Here is a 16,999-nt window from a genome sequence, read left to right as displayed (position 1 = left end):
CTTCTGCAACAAATCAACGGTTTTCGGACGTTCAGCCATCGGCCGGCTCCCCCACAAATACAGATTTTTATTTTGTAAGGAGCATCATGATCTCGTTGCTTCTCTGTACAAAGGCGGTCATTTCTTCCGGGCTCAGCGGCTTATGCGCCAGCATTGCCAGGTCGTAGAGCTGCTTGCAGATGATCGGGACATTTTTGCTGCGTTTGTGCTCGACGAGGAACTGTACAAGCGGGTGGTTTGCGTTCAGGACCAGTGTTGCCTGGCTTCCGAACATGGATGGATCCATGCCGCCCATGCCGTACATCTTCATCATTTCCGCCATACGGCGTTCCTGTTCGGACAGGACTGCCATGGAAGCGACTTTATCATCTTTGAGTTTTTCAACTTTTACGTTAAGCTTATCGTTGCCCAGTTCTTTGCGGAAGATTTCCACAAGGCTGTCGGCCGTCTTCTGGAAGGATTCCTTCTCATCCTCTGCCACTTCGTCTTTCAGAGACTCATGGACGTCCGCATCGATGCGCAGGAACTGGATGTCAGGATGCTTCTGCTCCAGATAGGTCACAAATGCGGAGTCAATGTTGTGTGTCAGGATGATCGCATCCTGTCCCTGTGACTTGAACATATTGATGTACTGGCTCTGCTGTACCTCGTCTGTTACATAATAGATGCTGGTCTTTTCTTCCTCTTTTTCGCTGGCGTCAGAAGTCTTGTCATCTGTCTGGGCGTCTCCGCTGCCGGATCCTGTCTGCGGTGCGGTGCTGTCTGTCTTTTCGCCGTCAGATGCACCTTCTGCGGTTTCGCCGTCAGCCTCAGTTTCACCTTTGCTTTCTTTAATGATGTCGTCCAGGGTCAGATATTTGTGGTCCAGATTCTTGTAGATCATGGAATCTTTCATCTTTTCTCCGAACTTCTCATCCTTCAGGCAGCCGAATTTGATGAATGGGCTGATGTCGTCCCAGTATTTTTCATAATTCTCGCGGTCTGTTTTGAACATCCCTGTCAGCTTGTCCGCAACCTTTTTGGAGATGTAATCCGCCACTTTATTGACAAATCCGTCGTTCTGGAGAGCGCTCCTGGAGACGTTGAGCGGCAGGTCCGGGCAGTCGATGACTCCCTTTAATACCATAAGGAACTCCGGGATCACTTCTTTGATGTTATCTGCGATAAACACCTGGTTATTATACAGTTTGATCGTTCCTTCAATGGACTCATACTCTGTGTTGATCTTCGGGAAATAGAGGATTCCCTTTAAGTTGAACGGATAATCCATATTCAGGTGGATCCAGAACAGAGGCTCTTTGTAGTCCATGAATACCTTGCGGTAGAAGTCGATATATTCTTCTTTTGTACATTCGCTCGGATTCTTGCCCCACAGCGGATGGATATCATTGATGGGCACCGGACGCTTTACGATCTTTACTTTTTTCTTTGGCTCAGCCTTTTCGGATTTCTCCCCGCTGTTATCGGAAGATGAGCTCCCGGCGGAGCTGTCGTCAGCGGCGGGCGCTTCCTCGATGTGCTCGATCACTGTATCCGTATCGAGCAGGTCTTCCTCGTTGATCGTCTCATATTCCGGCTCAGCATTTGCCTTGGACAGGAAAATCTCTACCGGCATGAAGGAGCAGTATTTCTCCAGGACTTCCCTTGCGCGGTATTCATTTGCAAAGGCAAGGCTGTCTTCATTCAGGAACAGAGTGATCTCAGTCCCCACGGTCGTCTTGCTGCCGTCCTGCATCTCATACTCTGTACCGCCCTGGCTTGCCCAGTGTACCGGGACCGCGCCTTCTTTATAGGAAAGAGTGTCGATCTGTACCTCATCTGCGACCATAAATGCGGAATAAAATCCGAGACCGAAATGTCCGATCATATCATCCTCTGTGGTCTTGTCTTTATATTTTTCGAGGAACTGGGTCGCACCCGAAAATGCGATCTGTGTGATATATTCCTCTACTTCGTCTGCTGTCATGCCGAGGCCATTGTCGATGAATTTCATGGTCTTATCTTCCGGGCTGACGATCACTTCGATCTTCGGCTTATAGCCTTCGGGAAGTTCATATTCTCCCATCATGTCCAGCTTTTTTAATTTTGTGATCGCGTCGCATCCGTTGGATACCATCTCGCGCACAAAGATATCATGGTCTGAATATACCCATTTTTTTATGATCGGAAATATATTCTCACTGTCAATAGATAAGTTTCCTTTTTTAACTGCCATATTGAACACTCCTTTTCAGATTTGCCCCGCAGGCCGGGATACGGGTGGCCGCAGGGGTGGATTTTTATCTAAATGACATTCTAGTACAGCAAAAATTAAAAGTCAATAGAAAATCAGCACTCTTTTAAAGTGAGTGCTAACAACAGAGCGAGATTTTGGATTGATGAAATCAGTAAAACAGAGTATAATTGGCAGTGTTTTTTTTAATCGTTTCGGAACAGGCGGGACACGGGAGAAGATCAGGAGGACAGGGCATGCAATATGTATTACTGGGGATGGCGATCGTATTCGAGATCATCGCGACGACTCTGCTGAAGGCATCGGAAGGATTTTCAAAACTTATTCCGGCAGCGGGGTGTGTTGTCTTTTACATCCTTTGTTTTTATTCGTTTTCAAAAGCCCTGCTTAAGATCGACCTGGGGGTGGCTTATGCTACCTGGTGCGCAGGTGGGATCGTTGCCACGACGGTCATCGCAGCTGTCGTATTCGGGCAGAAGCTGAACACTGTCGGAGTGATCGCAGTGGTGATGATCGTAGTGGGATGCGTTATATTAAATCTTTACGGGACTTCCGGCCATTAAGAAAACACACCTTGTTGCAGGAAGCTGATCCGGAAAAGCCAGATACCGGGAGTGGAGAGGGAGCGTGTTATGGATAAGAATATGGATAAGAATATGGATAAGAAGAAGTTGAAAGCGCCATCCGTGTGTTTTGACCTGCCCGACAGCTATGAGGAGCTATGCAGGGTCGATCTTCAGAAGGACGGGAGTCTTGCGGTCCTTGTCAATATACTGGCTCTTGTTATTTTTCTCGCAGGAGGCGTGATCGGACATCAATTTGTCCCGATCCATACATTTTACAGTATGTCTGATGGGATGCTCCTGTATTTTGTACGGCTTGCCGCAGCGTGCGCCGGAGTGATCCTGTATGTTTTTCTCCATGAATCTGTTCATGGGATATTTATTAAACATTACAGTGGACGGAAAGCACAGTATGGTTTTACAGGTCTGTATGCCTATGCAGGAAGCGAGGCTTATTTTAATAAAAGGCAGTATCTTGTGATCGCCCTTGCGCCCATAGTGATATGGGGGATAGTTCTGACCGTATTCCTCATTTTTGTTCCTGAAAGTTGGTTCTGGGCTGTTTATTTTATCCAGCTTATAAATCTTTCGGGAGCAGCAGGGGATCTGTACGTAGTATGGAAGTTTTCCGGGATGCGGAGAGATATCCTGATACGGGACAGCGGAACCGATATGACTGTTTATGCGCCGGTGCAGGAAGCAGATATAGGACAGGGCAGCAGATAAAAAATAATCAGGAGGTTATGACTATGGAGCAATTTGAAGCAAGAAAAGCAGAAACTGATGAACAGATCCGGGAGATCGCGGATCTCGCGAATGAGATCTGGAACGAACATTTTACTCCCATTATCGGGAAGGAGCAGGTGGAATATATGGTAGAGAAATTTCAGTCCTACCCGGCCCTGAAAGAGCAGATCTCAGAGGGGTATGAGTATTACCAGATCCTCCATGACGGAGAATTCTGCGGATATACCGGCATCCATCCGGGAGAGGATAACCGGCTTTTCCTGAGCAAGCTCTACATAAAAAAAGAAAGCAGGGGGCGGCATCTGGCCACAGAGACATTCGGTTTCTTAAAGGATCTCTGCCGGGAACGCGGCTATTCCGCGGTCTGGCTCACCTGCAATAAGCATAATGACAATTCGCTCGGCGTATACCGGCATCTGGGGTTTGAGACGATCGATACACAGGAAGCGGATATCGGCGGCGGGTTCATTATGGATGATTTTATCATGGAATATAAGGTATCATAAAAAGTGCAAGGGGTCAGACCCCTCTTCAATGGGGTCTGACCCCTTGCACTTTTTATTTTCTGTTTACGATTATGATACCTGTGCTAACAAGTACAAGAGCAATCAGATTTTTCAATTCCAGTACCTGTTCCCCGAGGAGAAGCCCGGACAGGGCCACCCCGAAAATAGGGATGGTGAATGTAAAGACTGCGACTTTTCCGACCGGGTTATATTTCATCAGGATGGTCCAGATGCTGAAAGCGGCGGTCGATAAAAGTGCCATATAGATCAGGAGAGCCACACTTTTTGCAGTGAAGCCTCCCACATGCCCGCCCATTGCGAATCCGATGATGACCAGGAGATCGCCGCCCATCAGGGTCTGATAAGCAGTGATGGCCATGGGGCTTTCCTCGTCTGAGATCATCTTGAGCAGTACCATGCTGATCCCATATACGACCGTGCATATGAGGATCATCCCTTCTCCCTTCAGCGAGAAACCGCTTCCCCATGCGCCGGGGGACAGGTTGACAGCGACCACTCCCGCAAGCCCGAGAATGCATCCGACTGTTTTCTTCCATGTCATCTTCTCAGATTTCAGCATGAAATGTGAGGCGATGATCGCGACGAATCCCTGAGAGGCATTGATGATCGAGCTCTTGGCGCCGGTGGCGTAGGCGAGCCCGATATAGAAGCATACGTACTGCACGGTTGTCTGCAGGAGCCCCTGACGGAATACGTGCCATACGGAAGACCGCTTTATGGTCAGGAATCTGCGCTCCACAGCGCATCCGATCACAAAGGTAAGGATGCCGGACAAAAAGAACCGGTATCCTGCAAATAAGATCTGACTTCCTGTTCCCTCGATATCCATCCACGCGTATCCCAGTTTGATACAGGGAAACGCGCTCCCCCACAGTGCACAGCACAGAAGGGCGAGCGCGCATACAGCAGCCGGTTTTTGTATCTTTCCAGCCATAGTCCTGTTTTCTCCTTTTTATACAGTGCTTTAGACAGTTTCCGGTTCAGCGTACTCCACGCCGAAGAGTTCTGCAGTAACCTTTTTTATTACCTGAGGTTCAAGAGGACGGTCGCTGTAATCTGTTGCAGTTTCTGCGATCCTGTTTACAACATCCATGCCTTCTGTGATCTTTCCGAATGCTGCGTATGCTCCGTCAAGGTGCGGCGCTTTCTCATGCATGATAAAAAACTGACTTCCCGCGGAATCCGGGTGCATTGCCCTGGCCATGGAGAGTACGCCCGGGTCATGCGCAAGATCGTTTCGGAAGCCGTTCTGGGAGAATTCTCCTTTGATCGAGTATCCCGGGCCGCCCATGCCGTTCCCGTCCGGGCATCCGCCCTGGATCATAAAACCGCGGATCACACGGTGGAACGTCAGTCCGTCATAAAACCCCTTTTTGACCAGGGAAATGAAATTGTTCACTGTGTTCGGTGCGATCTCAGGATAGAGCTCAGCTTTCATGATATCGCCGTTTTCCATTTCAAATGTAATGATTGGGTTTGCCATGTCCATATACCTCTTTTCATGTGTTTTCATATTAGTTAAATATGTTCTTAAATATGTTCCCTGCGGGCGGAAGGACTGACTGTCCGCAGGCACAACGCTATTGTAGCGGATTTGGGTGCGCACGTCAATCGGTCAGAACCTGTATCAGAGCCCCGGTCTTTCAGGGCATTGGGTGCGTATTATCACAAATGTACATTTTTTTCTCTCTTTTTTAGTTACTCGTGACATTGTCCATTTCTGCCCGGAGAAGTATACTGATTCCAGATTCAAAGAGAAACATTTTTTAAGGAGGCAATATAACAATGGCAAGTTTATCACTTGAAGGCATTCAGAAAATTTACCCGAACGGATTCCATGCTGTAAAGGATTTCAACCTCGAGATTGCTGACAAAGAGTTCATCATCTTTGTAGGACCTTCCGGATGTGGAAAATCTACAACACTTCGTATGGTCGCAGGTCTGGAGGATATCTCCGGCGGTACACTTAAGATTGACGGAAAGGTTATGAACGATGTAGAGCCGAAGGACCGTGATATCGCAATGGTATTCCAGAACTATGCTCTGTATCCGCACATGACAGTATATGATAACATGGCATTCGGTCTGAAACTCCGCAAAGTTCCGAAGGATGAGATCGACAGAAAGGTAAAAGAGGCAGCAAGGATCCTTGACCTTGACAAACTGCTTGACCGTAAACCGAAGGCTCTTTCCGGTGGACAGAGACAGCGTGTTGCTATGGGACGTGCGATCGTGCGTAACCCGAAGGTCTTCCTGATGGACGAGCCGCTGTCCAACCTGGATGCAAAGCTGAGAGTCCAGATGCGTATCGAGATTTCCAAGCTTCATGAGAACCTGGGTGCTACGATCATCTACGTAACACATGACCAGACAGAGGCTATGACACTTGGTACAAGGATCGTTGTTATGAAAGACGGTGTCGTACAGCAGGTTGATACACCGCAGAACCTTTACAATACACCGTGCAATCTGTTCGTTGCAGGATTCATCGGATCTCCGCAGATGAACTTCCTTGATGCTGTATGCAATGTAAAGGGTGATGACGTTACACTTACGATCGGCGAACATGTGCTGAAAGTTCCGGGATCCAAGAAGAAAGCGCTCATCGATGGAGGATACAACGGAAAGACAGTTGTTCTCGGAATCCGTCCTGAGGATGTACATGATTCAGAGGCATTTATCAGCAACTCTCCGGACAGCGTTATTACATCTACGATCAAAGTATACGAGCTGCTCGGCGCAGAAGTATTCCTGTACTTCGATGTAGCAGGTACTCAGATGACAGCACGTGTTAACCCGCGTACAACACTGAGAACAGGCGACAAGGCTGTATTCGCACTCGACATGGAGAAGATCCACATCTTTGACAAAGAGACAGAGTTGACGATTACGAACTAATACTATAAAATTGGAATAGCAGCGAAGCGGTCGCTGAGATGCTATTCATGGCTGGACGGTCTTTGCCGACAGCCGCCGCTTATCGGATATATTATGGGGGCTGCACTTTTTACCTGGTGCGGCCCCTTTTTAACAGCGAGGAAAAAAGATGGATCATACACAGGAGCTGCAGAAAGCGCTGCAGGAGTTAAGACGTATTACAGGCATTGGCCTCGATGTGCAGGCAGAGTCGGAAGAGGAGACTGAGCAGGCGGTTGCGCAGATCCGGTGCCTGTGCACAGCGTATAAAGAAAAATATAATAAGACGGATTTCCTTCAGAGTCTGCTGACCGGAGGGATCCCTTCGTATGATATCCATGACCGCGCCTCACGGCTTCATATCAATGTGGACGAACGGCGCGTGCTTTTTCTCCTTGAGACAAAAAAAATGGATGAGACTGTGACTGAAATACTGAAAAGCCTGTTCCCGTCACAGACAAAGACCTATCTTGTCCCGGTCTCTGAAAAAGCGGCTGCTATCCTCCGGCCCATGAGGGCAGCAGAAACTGCTGACAATGTCAGGGCGATCGCAAGGACCATAGTGGATACGATGAATACGGAGGCTCTCGCACATGTCCGTCTGGCGTACAGCTCCATTATCGGGACGCTGTCGGATCTTCCCGCTGCTTTTCAGGAGGCAAGCCTGGCTCTGAAAGTCGGCAAGCTTTTTTATTCAGAACAGACGGTTTTCCCGTATAATGAGCTCGGGATCGGGAGGCTTATCTACCGCCTTCCGTTTCCTCTGTGTGAAAATTTCCTGAAAGAGATCTTCGGGGAGGAAATCCCCGAATCATTTGATGAGGATACGACTGCCACGATCAACCGGTTTTTTCAGAACAATCTCAATATCGCAGAGACTTCGCGGCAGCTCCACATGCACAGGAATACGCTCATCTACCGTCTGGAGCAGATACAGAAGCGGACGGGACTTGATCTCCGTCTCTTCGAAGATGCCATGACCTTTAAGGTCGCTACAATGGTAATAAATTATTTACATGCAGAAAGGAACCAGTAAATTATGAATGACGCATTATACGAACTGATCGTAGCCCGCAGACCAAAGCCGTATGACCTTCCCGTGAGGATCCTTGTGATCCTTGTGATCGTAGCGATTGCAGTGATTGGGATGCCTTTCTTTGGTTTTTTGTCTTTTGTGGTAGCAGTGTTAGCTGCGATACTTGCATATTACTTTATTTTTCCAAGGCTGAATGTGGAGTATGAATATATGCTCCTGAACCATGACCTGCAGATCGATGTGATCTACAACCGGGAAAAAAGGAAGAAACTGAAAAGCTTTGATATCCAGACAGCAGAGATCATCGCTCCAAAAGGTTCACCCCGGCTGAATTCTTTTAAGCCAGACAAGGTGCTTGATTACAGCTCGGGAAACCCTTCCGCAAAGGTGTATGCGATCATCATCTCCCTGGACCAGAACAGTGCGTGTGTCTATATCGAACCGGATGAGAAAATGCTGGATCATATGAAACACTGGATGGGGATGAAACTTTATCAGGATTAAATCTGTATTTGCGGGGAGCCGGCTGATCAGCTGAACGTCCGAAAACCACCGATGTGATCTATGGCTTATCCCCGCCTGCCGCGAAAGGCGCGTCAAAGGGGTGGTTTTCTGAGTGCATCCGATCGGAAGGTCCCCGCAGGCAAATGCAAGTTTCTGATGGCTCGTCCACAAATCCGGATTTTTAACACATACAGTCCGGAAAGAATCCTGCATCTGTGGGATAGACATAACTTTCTCCGATCTCTTTCAGGAGTACGACATTCAGATGCCCGTTCAGGTTCTTCTTGTCCAGCTTGACAGCTTCAGTCAGATCGGACATGGGCAGTCCGCAGGAAGAGGGCAGTCCATAGATTTCCAGTGCTTTTTTGATCTTTTCTGCGCATCCCGGCGCTGTCAGCCCTTTTTCTTCTGCGATCTTTGTGATCTGGTACATGCCGATCCCTACCGCTTCTCCGTGACTCTCCCTCTCATAATGATAATACTGTTCAATAGTGTGGGCAAGGGTATGCCCGAAGTTCAGGAGCATGCGCTCGCCGGTGTCGAACTGGTCAGCCTCAACGACCATCCGTTTGATATCCACGCACATGGCTATGATCTCAGTGAGTTCAGGTTTCAGATCCTCAAAAGAGTCATGAGCGCAGAGTCGGTCAAAAAGTGAGCTGTCTTTGATGCATCCGTATTTGATGACTTCCCCCATGCCGTCGCTGATGAAGTGCGGCGGGAGTGTGTCCAGGACGTCAGGGTCAATGAGCACAAGTTTCGGATGATAGAATGCGCCCACAAGGTTTTTCCCCTGGGGCAGGTCAACCGCGACCTTACCTCCTACCGAGGAGTCTACCTGAGCCAGCAGGGAGGTTGGGATCTGGACCAGCTTCACCCCGCGGAGGAAGCTGGCAGCGGCGAATCCTGCCAGGTCGCCGATCACACCGCCGCCCAGAGCGATCACAAGGTCACTGCGGGATATTTTGGCAGTGAGCAGGGCGCTGTAAATCTCAGGGAGTGTCTGAAAGCTTTTTGTGGGTTCCCCGTGGGGGAGGACAAGGGAATGGCAGTCATACCCGCAGGCGTTCAGAGAGGAGATGAGAGATTCTCCGTACAGGGGGAAAACATTGTCGTCAGATATGACCATGATCTTTTTCCCGCTGAAACACTTGGAGATATATTCTTCCGCTCTGGCAAGAATACCATTTTCAATGTAGATCGGATAACTGTTTTTATCTAAATTAACTGTTAATTCCATAAGTTGTATCTCCTTTATAGACAAGTTTGGTAAAAGGGGTCAGACCCCTGTTCAGAGGGGTCTGACCCCTTTTAGGAAAATTTACAGAATTTTTCCTACAACTTCTGCGATCTGTTTTACCTGAGTGAGCAGTGTATCGTATTTTTCCGGTTTCAGAGACTGGGCTCCGTCGCACAGCGCGCACTCCGGGTTGTTGTGGACTTCTACCATGAGTCCGTCCGCACCGGCGGCGACAGCTGCTTTTGCCATAGGTTCTACGAGCCACCATTTTCCTCCGGCATGGCTTGGGTCGATAACTACCGGGAGGTGGGTCTTTTTGTGGAGGACCGGGATACTCTGAAGATCCAGGGTGTTTCTTGTGTATGTCTCAAAGGTACGGATCCCGCGCTCGCAGAGGATGACGTTCTCGTTTCCGGCAGCCATGATATATTCTGCGGACATGATCCATTCTTCGTAGGTGGCGTTTAATCCGCGTTTGAGAAGGATGGGGCGGTCCACCTGGCCGAGCTGTTTCAGGAGATCGAAGTTCTGCATGTTGCGCGCGCCGATCTGGATCAGGTCTACTTTTTCATTGAAGACGTCAAGATACTGTGTTGACATAAGCTCCGTTACGATAGGAAGCCCGACCTCTTCTTTTACTTTGCAGAGGATATCCAGCCCTTCCAGACCGAGACCCTGGAAAGAATACGGACTTGTCCGCGGCTTGAATGCGCCGCCGCGCAGGAGATTGGCGCCGGAAGCTTTGGCTGCTTTGGCAATCTCGAGCACCTGCTCGAAAGATTCCACGGAGCAGGGGCCTGCGATGAGTCCCATATGCCCGCCGCCGATCTTGACGCCGGATACATCGATCACGGAATCCTCAGGATGGAAAGCGCGGTTTGCCAGTTTGTACGGCTCCTGTACATGCATGACTTTGTCAACGCTGCTGTCTACCTCGAAAAGCCTCGGGTCGATCAGTGTCGTATCGCCGATACATCCGATGATGGTCATCTCTGTACCGCGTACAACGTGAGTGTCAAGGCCCCTGTTTTTAATGAGGTTTTCAACACGGGTGATATTCTCTTCTGTGGTGTGTGGTTTAAGTACAATGATCATAGATGATTTCCTCCGGTTTCATTCTCTGCTGTATGCCGGTCCTGTGAATTATGCCTGTCAAAAGGCATATTGTCTGTTAACGCGGTATACTGGTGCTTTATTTGTAAAAAATGATATAATAGGAATTGATAATAAAATATCAAAACAACTTCACACTGTAAAATTTTAGCTGTTTAAAGTGTGAAAACATAAGTATCATAAAACATCACTATAGAAATGTCAACTGATTTTTAGGAGAAATCAGGTTTCCTTTTTATGCAGAACTCTTTGCGCAGAACAGGTTGCACATTCCGGTCTGTGATGGTATCTTATTTAAGCTGGTCCCAAAAGATCAGGGCGGCAAAATTATATGACAGCAAGATCAGCTGAAAAACAGAAAGGCGGAATATAATTATGAAAATCATCAGACAGATTGGGATCATCTTTCTTGTGTGCTGGCTGAGCGAGGTGATAGAGAGGCTCCTGCCTTTTACATTTCCGGCGAGCGTGATTGGTATGGCGCTGCTGCTCGCATGCCTGCTCACCGGTGTGCTGAAGATCAGGCATATCCAGGAAAAAGCAGATTTCCTGCTGGAGAATATGGCGTTTTTCTTTATACCGGCAGGAGTGAGTATTATCAATTATTTTGACGTGCTGAAAAGTTCAGCGGTGCAGCTTATCATTATCTGTGTGGTCTCCACGGTGGTCACATTCGCAGTGACAGCCTGGAGTGTGAGGTTGACCGTGCGCTGCATGGTGCTGGCTGGCAGCGGCGGCACCGGGAGCGGATCGAAGGCGGAAGATGCGCGGAAACAGGGAGAATCCGCGACAGGCGGAAAGGAAAAGGAGGGAAAGGGCATTGAGTGAGATATTTGCTTCCCCATATTTTGGCGTTGCGCTCAGCGTGATCACATTCTGGATCGGTGTAAAGCTCCAGCGCAGGCTGAAGACACCGGTATGCAACCCGCTGATCGTTGCGATCGTACTGACGTCAGGCGTGCTCCTGATCTTTCGGATCCCGTATGAATCTTATAATGAAGGCGGAGAGATCATCAATATGTTCCTTGCTCCGGCGACGGCATGTCTTGCAGTGGCGATCTATACAAAGATTGAAATGCTGAAGCAGTACTGGCTGCCGATCGCAGTCGGCTGCACAGCGGGATCGGCAGCTTCCATGCTGAGTGTGTACGGACTCTGCCGCCTGTTCGGACTTGACGGGAGCCTGACCGTATCGCTACTGCCGAAATCTGTGACCACACCGATCGCGGTCAGCATCGCGGAGCCTGCGGGAGGCATGGTGCCCATTACGGTAGTGGCTGTGATCGGCACGGGAATCCTGGGCAGCATCATCGCGCCTGTTCTGATCAGGATCTTCCGGGTCACTGACCCCGTGGCAGCGGGGCTCGCGATCGGAGCGTCCAGCCATGCCGTCGGTACGTCAAAGGCCATCGAGCTGGGCGAGGTGGAAGGAGCAATGAGTGGACTTGCAATCGGCATCTGCGGTATCATTACCGTGCTGATCTCCATGGCAGTCCTGTGATACCAGAAAAATAAGGAAGTGAAAAGATTGAAAAAAGATACCTCTTATACGATCAGAAGAGTACAGCGCCTGCCGGTCATCCTTATCGGAGAAGGGCTTCTCGTAGGGGCGGTGGGCGGACTGATCGTGATGCTATACCGGATCGCTCTTACATATGCAGGGAAGTGGCTCGGGGAGATCCTGGACTTTATCAGGGGTTATCCTCTGCGGATCGCGGGATGGTTCCTCGTGCTGGCGATTTTTGCCGTGATCGTGGGGATACTGGTAAAATGGGTGCCCATGATCTCGGGAAGCGGGATCCCCCAGGTAGAGGGGGAGATCCTGGGGAAACTTTCCCAGGACTGGAAAAAGGTGCTCCCGGCAAAGTTTTTCGGCGGTTTCTTATGCCTCCTGGGCGGTCTGTCCCTTGGACGGGAAGGACCGTCCATCCAGCTCGGGGCGATGAGCGGACAGGGGATATCCAGGCTTCTGGACCGGGGGAAGACGGAGGAGAGATACCTGATGACATGCGGGGCAAGCGCGGGGCTTGCGGCGGCGTTCCATGCGCCCCTGGCTGGGATGATGTTCGCGTTCGAGGAGATCCACAAGGGATTTTCTGTCGGGCTGATGGTATCTGTGATGACTGCCTCAGTGACAGCGGATTATATCTGTTCCCATATCATGGGGCTGGACCCTGTGTTTCAGTTTGAGCTGGAGCATGTGCTCCCCCAGGACCATTACTGGCTGCTTTTGATCCTCGGAGTGCTGCTCGGAGTGATGGGCGCGCTGTATAATAAAGTCATGCTGAAGGCGCAGGATCTTTACAAAAAGCCAAAGCGGCTCAATGAGACGGGAAGGCTGCTGATCGCTTTTTTTGCAGCAGGGATCATGGGGCTGGTGATGCCGTCTGTTCTCGGGAGCGGCGGGGACCTGATCGTGGACCTGACAGCGGGAGAGATGGCGATCGGGCTTGTGGCGCTTACCTTTGTGGTAAAATTTCTCTTCTCTGCCGTGAGCTTTGGCTCCGGGGCGCCGGGCGGCATCTTCTTTCCGCTCCTCGTGCTGGGCGCCCTTCTGGGCGGGATCTTTGCCATGGCAGGCGTAGAAGTGTTTGGGATGGATCCTGTGTATGTGAATAACTTTGTGCTTCTGTCAATGGCAGGCTTTTTTACAGCCATCGTGCGGGCTCCGATCACGGGGATCATCCTGCTCTTTGAGATGTCCGGTTCTGTGAGCCAGATGCTCTCCCTTGCGATCGTATCTGTGGCGGCATACATAACAGCATCGCTTCTCCGGTCCGAGCCGATCTATGAGAGCCTGCTCAGGCGGATCATGCCTGACCGGAAGCCCCAGAGTGGGAAAGAGTCCTATGCCGGCGGACAGAAAGTGCTGAGCGAGTTTGTGATCATGAGCGGGTCTGTGCTGGAGGACAGGACCGTCATGGAGATCACATGGCCGAACAACTGCCTTCTGGTGGCGCTGGAGAGGGAAGGCAGAGAGATGATCCCCCGGGGAAAGACAAAGCTCCAGGCAGGGGATAAGCTGACCGTGATGACAGATGAACGGGACGCAGGATATATACATGACAAAATGGAAAACTTATGTTATACTTCATTTTAGGTCAGCGGGAGCAGAGAAACGCAGATCCCGCACAGAGAAATCAAAGGAGCAGACACAATGAAAAGAGTATTACTAAAGCTGAGCGGGGAAGCGCTCGCGGGAGATAAGAAGACCGGATTTGACGAGGCGACCTGCATCGGAGTCGCGGAGCAGGTGAAGAAGCTGGTCGATGACGGGATCCAGGTGGCGATCGTGACCGGCGGCGGCAATTTCTGGAGAGGAAGGACAAGCGAGACCATCGACCGGACAAAGGCAGACCAGATCGGGATGCTGGCAACAGTGATGAACTGTATCTATGTATCAGATATCTTCCGCCATGTGGGGATGAAGACCGAGGTATTTACCCCGTTCGTGTGCGGCGCCTTTACAACCCTGTTTTCCAAGGACGCGGCAGTGGAAGCGCTGGAGGCGGGAAAGGTGATCTTCTTTGCAGGCGGCACGGGACATCCGTATTTCTCCACGGATACAGGGGCTGTCTTAAGAGCGATCGAGATCGAGGCGGACGCCATGCTTCTGGCAAAGGCGATCGACGGTATCTATGACAGCGATCCCAAGGTGAACCCGGAGGCAGTGAAGTATGATGAAATCTCCATCCAGGAAGTGATCGATAAGAAGCTGGCGGCAGTGGACCTGACAGCGTCCATCATGTGCCTGGAGAATAAGATGCCCATGCTCGTGTTCGGGCTGAACGAAGAGAACAGCATCGTGGAGACAATGAGCGGTAATTTTACAGGAACGAAAGTTACAGTTTAAACTATAAAATAAATATCCAGGAGGGCTTGAAGCATGAATGAAAAAGTGGCAGCATATGACGTGAAGATGACAAAAACGATCAACAACCTTGACAGCGAACTGGCGACGATCCGCGCAGGGCGCGCCAACCCCCATGTTCTGGACAAGCTGACCGTAGATTACTACGGAGCTCCGACACCGATCCAGCAGGTGGCGAATGTGTCCGTGCCGGAGGCGCGCATGATCCAGATCCAGCCGTGGGAGAAGAGCCTGTTAAAACAGATCGAGAAGGCGATCCTTACATCGGATATCGGCATCAACCCGACAAATGACGGGGCGTCCATCCGCCTTGTGTTCCCGGAGCTTACGGAAGAGCGGAGAAAGGAACTGGCAAAGGACGTGAAGAAAAAAGGCGAGGCGGCAAAGGTGGCTGTCCGCAATATCCGCCGCGACGGCAATGTCGCTTTTAAGAAATTGAAAGGGACAGAGATCTCAGAGGACGGGATCAAGGATCTGGAGGATGAGCTTCAGAAGATCACAGATAAGTATATCGAAAAGATCGACAAGATGGTTGAGGCAAAATCCAAAGAGATCATGACTGTGTAAGTAGTATCATACAAGGCATCAGGCAGGAAAAGGGGGCTTTGAAACGGAAGGCTCCCTTTTGTTTGACACTGCCGTGATAAAGGGAGAGGGAAGACTATGAAAGTACCACAGCATATCGCGATCATACTGGACGGCAATGGCAGATGGGCGAAAGCCAAAGGCATGCCGAGGAATTACGGGCATGCCCAGGGGAGCAAGAATGTGGAGCGCATCTGCGAGGAAGCGTGGAGGATGGGGATCAAATACCTGACTGTCTACGCGTTTTCCACGGAGAACTGGAGCCGCCCGGAGGGCGAGGTGGCGGCGCTTATGACGCTGCTGCGCAATTACATGAAGACCTGCCTTAAGACAGCGGCGAAAAATGACATGAAGATCCGCGTGATCGGGGACATCGAGCCGCTGGATGAGGATATTAAGAACAGGATACGGGAACTTGAGGCGGCCACGGTCAACAACGGCGGGCTGAATTTCACCATTGCCCTTAATTACGGGAGCCGGGACGAGATGACGCGCGCTGCGAGGAAAATGGCGAAAGACTGCGCGGAAGGAAAACTGGATCCTGAACAGATCGATGAGTCGGTGTTTGAGTCCTATCTGGATACACACGGCATCCCGGATCCGGATCTGATGATCCGCACCAGTGGGGAGCAGAGGCTGTCCAATTACCTGCTCTGGCAGCTCGCTTATTCGGAGTTTTATTTTACAGATGTGCCGTGGCCGGACTTTACGAAGGAAGAGCTGGCTAAGGCGATCGAGGAATATAATCACAGACACAGAAGATTCGGCGGTGTAGAGGAGGCGTAAAAAAGATGTTTAAGACACGGCTGTTAAGCGGGATACTTTTAGTGATCATTGCTCTTGTCACAGTGATCACAGGCGGGCCTCTCCTCTTTGGGGTGCTGCTTCTGATCAGCCTGATCGGAATGACAGAGCTGTATAAAGTGTTTGGTATCGAGAAAAAGCCTCCGGGGATCGTGGGTTACCTTTTCGCAGTGCTGTATTACGGGCTGCTGTATTTTGAACCTCAGCTTCCGGGCGAGAAGCTGACATGGTTTATGCTGCTGTTTATGGCATATCTGATCTGCCAGATGGGCGTGCTTGTGTTCGATTATCCGAAATATAATACGCAGCAGATATTTGCCGCGTTTTTCGGCGTGTTTTATGTGGCAGTGATGCTTTCTTATATTTATCAGACCAGGCTCCTTGAAGGAGGCATATTTACGGTCTGGCTGGTGTTTATCTGCGCGTGGGGATGCGATACATGTGCCTACTGTGTGGGAAAGCTCATCGGGAAGCATAAGATGGCGCCGGTCTTAAGCCCCAAAAAATCTGTGGAAGGCGGGATCGGAGGCATTGCTGGCGCAGCGCTCATCGGGGTGCTCTATGCCCTTGCCATCAACCACTGGGGCGGCGCGGGAGCTGACATCGTCCAGTACGCGGTCATCGGAGGGGCAGGCGGAGCAATCTCCCAGATCGGCGACCTGGCGGCATCAGCCATCAAGCGCTATCACAATATCAAAGATTACGGGAAGCTGATACCCGGACACGGAGGGATCCTGGACAGGTTCGACAGTGTCATCTTCACCGCGCCCATCATATACTATCTTGCAGTGCTCCTTTGAGAGAGAATGACAGGATGCATGATGTATCCTGCAAAGCTTTGAGACCGCGGTCAGAGAAAT

At 50.3% G+C, this 16,999-nt stretch carries 18 protein-coding genes; 13 read left to right on the top strand and 5 right to left on the bottom strand.

Annotated elements, in window-relative coordinates:
- Nucleotides 1–67: 67 nt before the first annotated feature.
- On the bottom strand, nucleotides 68–2,215 hold the full coding sequence (htpG, locus tag B5G27_RS03480) for a molecular chaperone HtpG (RefSeq protein WP_087177569.1): 2,148 nt from the start codon (nucleotides 2,213–2,215) through the stop codon (nucleotides 68–70).
- A 254-nt stretch (nucleotides 2,216–2,469) separates the two neighbouring features.
- Between htpG and B5G27_RS03475 the strand changes: the two genes are divergently transcribed.
- The 3 genes from B5G27_RS03475 (at nucleotide 2,470) to B5G27_RS03465 (ending at nucleotide 4,049) form a co-directional block, all read left to right on the top strand.
- The gene (locus B5G27_RS03475; protein ID WP_087177568.1) at nucleotides 2,470–2,796 is read left to right on the top strand and encodes a DMT family transporter; all 327 of its coding nucleotides are present in this window, start codon (nucleotides 2,470–2,472) and stop codon (nucleotides 2,794–2,796) included.
- 69 nt (nucleotides 2,797–2,865) lie between these two features.
- Nucleotides 2,866–3,522: a DUF3267 domain-containing protein gene (locus tag B5G27_RS03470; protein WP_087177567.1), complete on the top strand. Its 657-nt coding sequence runs from the start codon at nucleotides 2,866–2,868 to the stop codon at nucleotides 3,520–3,522.
- A gap of 23 nt (nucleotides 3,523–3,545) precedes the next feature.
- A complete protein-coding gene (locus tag B5G27_RS03465; protein ID WP_087177566.1) occupies nucleotides 3,546–4,049 on the top strand; it encodes a GNAT family N-acetyltransferase in 504 nt (167 codons plus the stop codon).
- A 52-nt stretch (nucleotides 4,050–4,101) separates the two neighbouring features.
- Here B5G27_RS03465 and B5G27_RS03460 read toward each other — a convergent pair whose 3' ends face one another.
- Entirely contained in the window at nucleotides 4,102–5,004 is a 903-nt protein-coding gene (locus tag B5G27_RS03460; protein ID WP_087177565.1) for a DMT family transporter, read from the bottom strand.
- A 30-nt stretch (nucleotides 5,005–5,034) separates the two neighbouring features.
- Nucleotides 5,035–5,553, bottom strand: a complete 519-nt coding sequence (locus B5G27_RS03455; RefSeq protein WP_087177564.1) for a peptidylprolyl isomerase — start codon at nucleotides 5,551–5,553, stop codon at nucleotides 5,035–5,037.
- 302 nt (nucleotides 5,554–5,855) lie between these two features.
- Here B5G27_RS03455 and B5G27_RS03450 point away from each other — a divergent pair, with 302 nt between their 5' ends.
- The 3 genes from B5G27_RS03450 (at nucleotide 5,856) to B5G27_RS03440 (ending at nucleotide 8,526) form a co-directional block, all read left to right on the top strand.
- Entirely contained in the window at nucleotides 5,856–6,968 is a 1,113-nt protein-coding gene (locus tag B5G27_RS03450) for an ABC transporter ATP-binding protein (RefSeq protein ID WP_087177563.1), read from the top strand.
- Nucleotides 6,969–7,116: 148 nt separating this feature from the next.
- Nucleotides 7,117–8,022, top strand: a complete 906-nt coding sequence (locus B5G27_RS03445; RefSeq protein ID WP_087177562.1) for a PucR family transcriptional regulator — start codon at nucleotides 7,117–7,119, stop codon at nucleotides 8,020–8,022.
- Between the two features lie 3 nt (nucleotides 8,023–8,025).
- Nucleotides 8,026–8,526, top strand: a complete 501-nt coding sequence (locus B5G27_RS03440) for a DUF6106 family protein (protein ID WP_087177561.1) — start codon at nucleotides 8,026–8,028, stop codon at nucleotides 8,524–8,526.
- Between the two features lie 181 nt (nucleotides 8,527–8,707).
- On the opposite strand, the gene aroB is transcribed toward B5G27_RS03440, so the two are convergent.
- Together aroB and aroF are read right to left on the bottom strand one after the other, a co-directional pair.
- On the bottom strand, nucleotides 8,708–9,766 hold the full coding sequence (gene aroB / locus B5G27_RS03435) for a 3-dehydroquinate synthase (protein WP_087177560.1): 1,059 nt from the start codon (nucleotides 9,764–9,766) through the stop codon (nucleotides 8,708–8,710).
- Nucleotides 9,767–9,847: 81 nt separating this feature from the next.
- Nucleotides 9,848–10,861, bottom strand: a complete 1,014-nt coding sequence (gene aroF / locus B5G27_RS03430) for a 3-deoxy-7-phosphoheptulonate synthase (protein ID WP_087177559.1) — start codon at nucleotides 10,859–10,861, stop codon at nucleotides 9,848–9,850.
- Between the two features lie 393 nt (nucleotides 10,862–11,254).
- On the opposite strand from aroF, the gene B5G27_RS03425 reads away from it, so the two are divergent.
- The 7 genes from B5G27_RS03425 to B5G27_RS03395 all read left to right on the top strand — a co-directional run bounded on the left by B5G27_RS03425 (nucleotide 11,255) and on the right by B5G27_RS03395 (nucleotide 16,939).
- Nucleotides 11,255–11,707 (top strand): CidA/LrgA family protein, encoded by a 453-nt coding sequence (locus tag B5G27_RS03425; RefSeq protein ID WP_087177558.1) that lies wholly within the window; start codon nucleotides 11,255–11,257, stop codon nucleotides 11,705–11,707.
- Nucleotides 11,700–12,380 carry an LrgB family protein gene (locus tag B5G27_RS03420; RefSeq protein WP_087177557.1) on the top strand — a complete coding sequence of 227 codons (681 nt, stop codon included), beginning with the start codon at nucleotides 11,700–11,702 and terminating at the stop codon, nucleotides 12,378–12,380. Before B5G27_RS03425 ends, B5G27_RS03420 begins: the two co-directional genes overlap by 8 nt.
- A gap of 27 nt (nucleotides 12,381–12,407) precedes the next feature.
- Nucleotides 12,408–13,979: a ClC family H(+)/Cl(-) exchange transporter gene (locus tag B5G27_RS03415; protein ID WP_087177556.1), complete on the top strand. Its 1,572-nt coding sequence runs from the start codon at nucleotides 12,408–12,410 to the stop codon at nucleotides 13,977–13,979.
- 57 nt (nucleotides 13,980–14,036) lie between these two features.
- A complete protein-coding gene (gene pyrH, locus B5G27_RS03410) occupies nucleotides 14,037–14,732 on the top strand; it encodes a UMP kinase (RefSeq protein WP_087177555.1) in 696 nt (231 codons plus the stop codon).
- Nucleotides 14,733–14,765: 33 nt separating this feature from the next.
- Nucleotides 14,766–15,317, top strand: a complete 552-nt coding sequence (gene frr, locus B5G27_RS03405) for a ribosome recycling factor (RefSeq protein WP_087177554.1) — start codon at nucleotides 14,766–14,768, stop codon at nucleotides 15,315–15,317.
- 96 nt (nucleotides 15,318–15,413) lie between these two features.
- The gene (locus B5G27_RS03400) at nucleotides 15,414–16,121 is read left to right on the top strand and encodes an isoprenyl transferase (protein ID WP_087177553.1); all 708 of its coding nucleotides are present in this window, start codon (nucleotides 15,414–15,416) and stop codon (nucleotides 16,119–16,121) included.
- A gap of 5 nt (nucleotides 16,122–16,126) precedes the next feature.
- Nucleotides 16,127–16,939 (top strand): phosphatidate cytidylyltransferase, encoded by an 813-nt coding sequence (locus tag B5G27_RS03395; RefSeq protein WP_087177552.1) that lies wholly within the window; start codon nucleotides 16,127–16,129, stop codon nucleotides 16,937–16,939.
- Nucleotides 16,940–16,999: the final 60 nt, after the last annotated feature.

Source organism: Lachnoclostridium sp. An76, assembly GCF_002161355.1.
Lineage (GTDB): Bacteria > Bacillota > Clostridia > Lachnospirales > Lachnospiraceae > Mediterraneibacter > Mediterraneibacter caccavium.
Note: the sequence above shows the minus strand (reverse complement) of the source record. Positions and strands in the feature narration are given on the sequence as shown.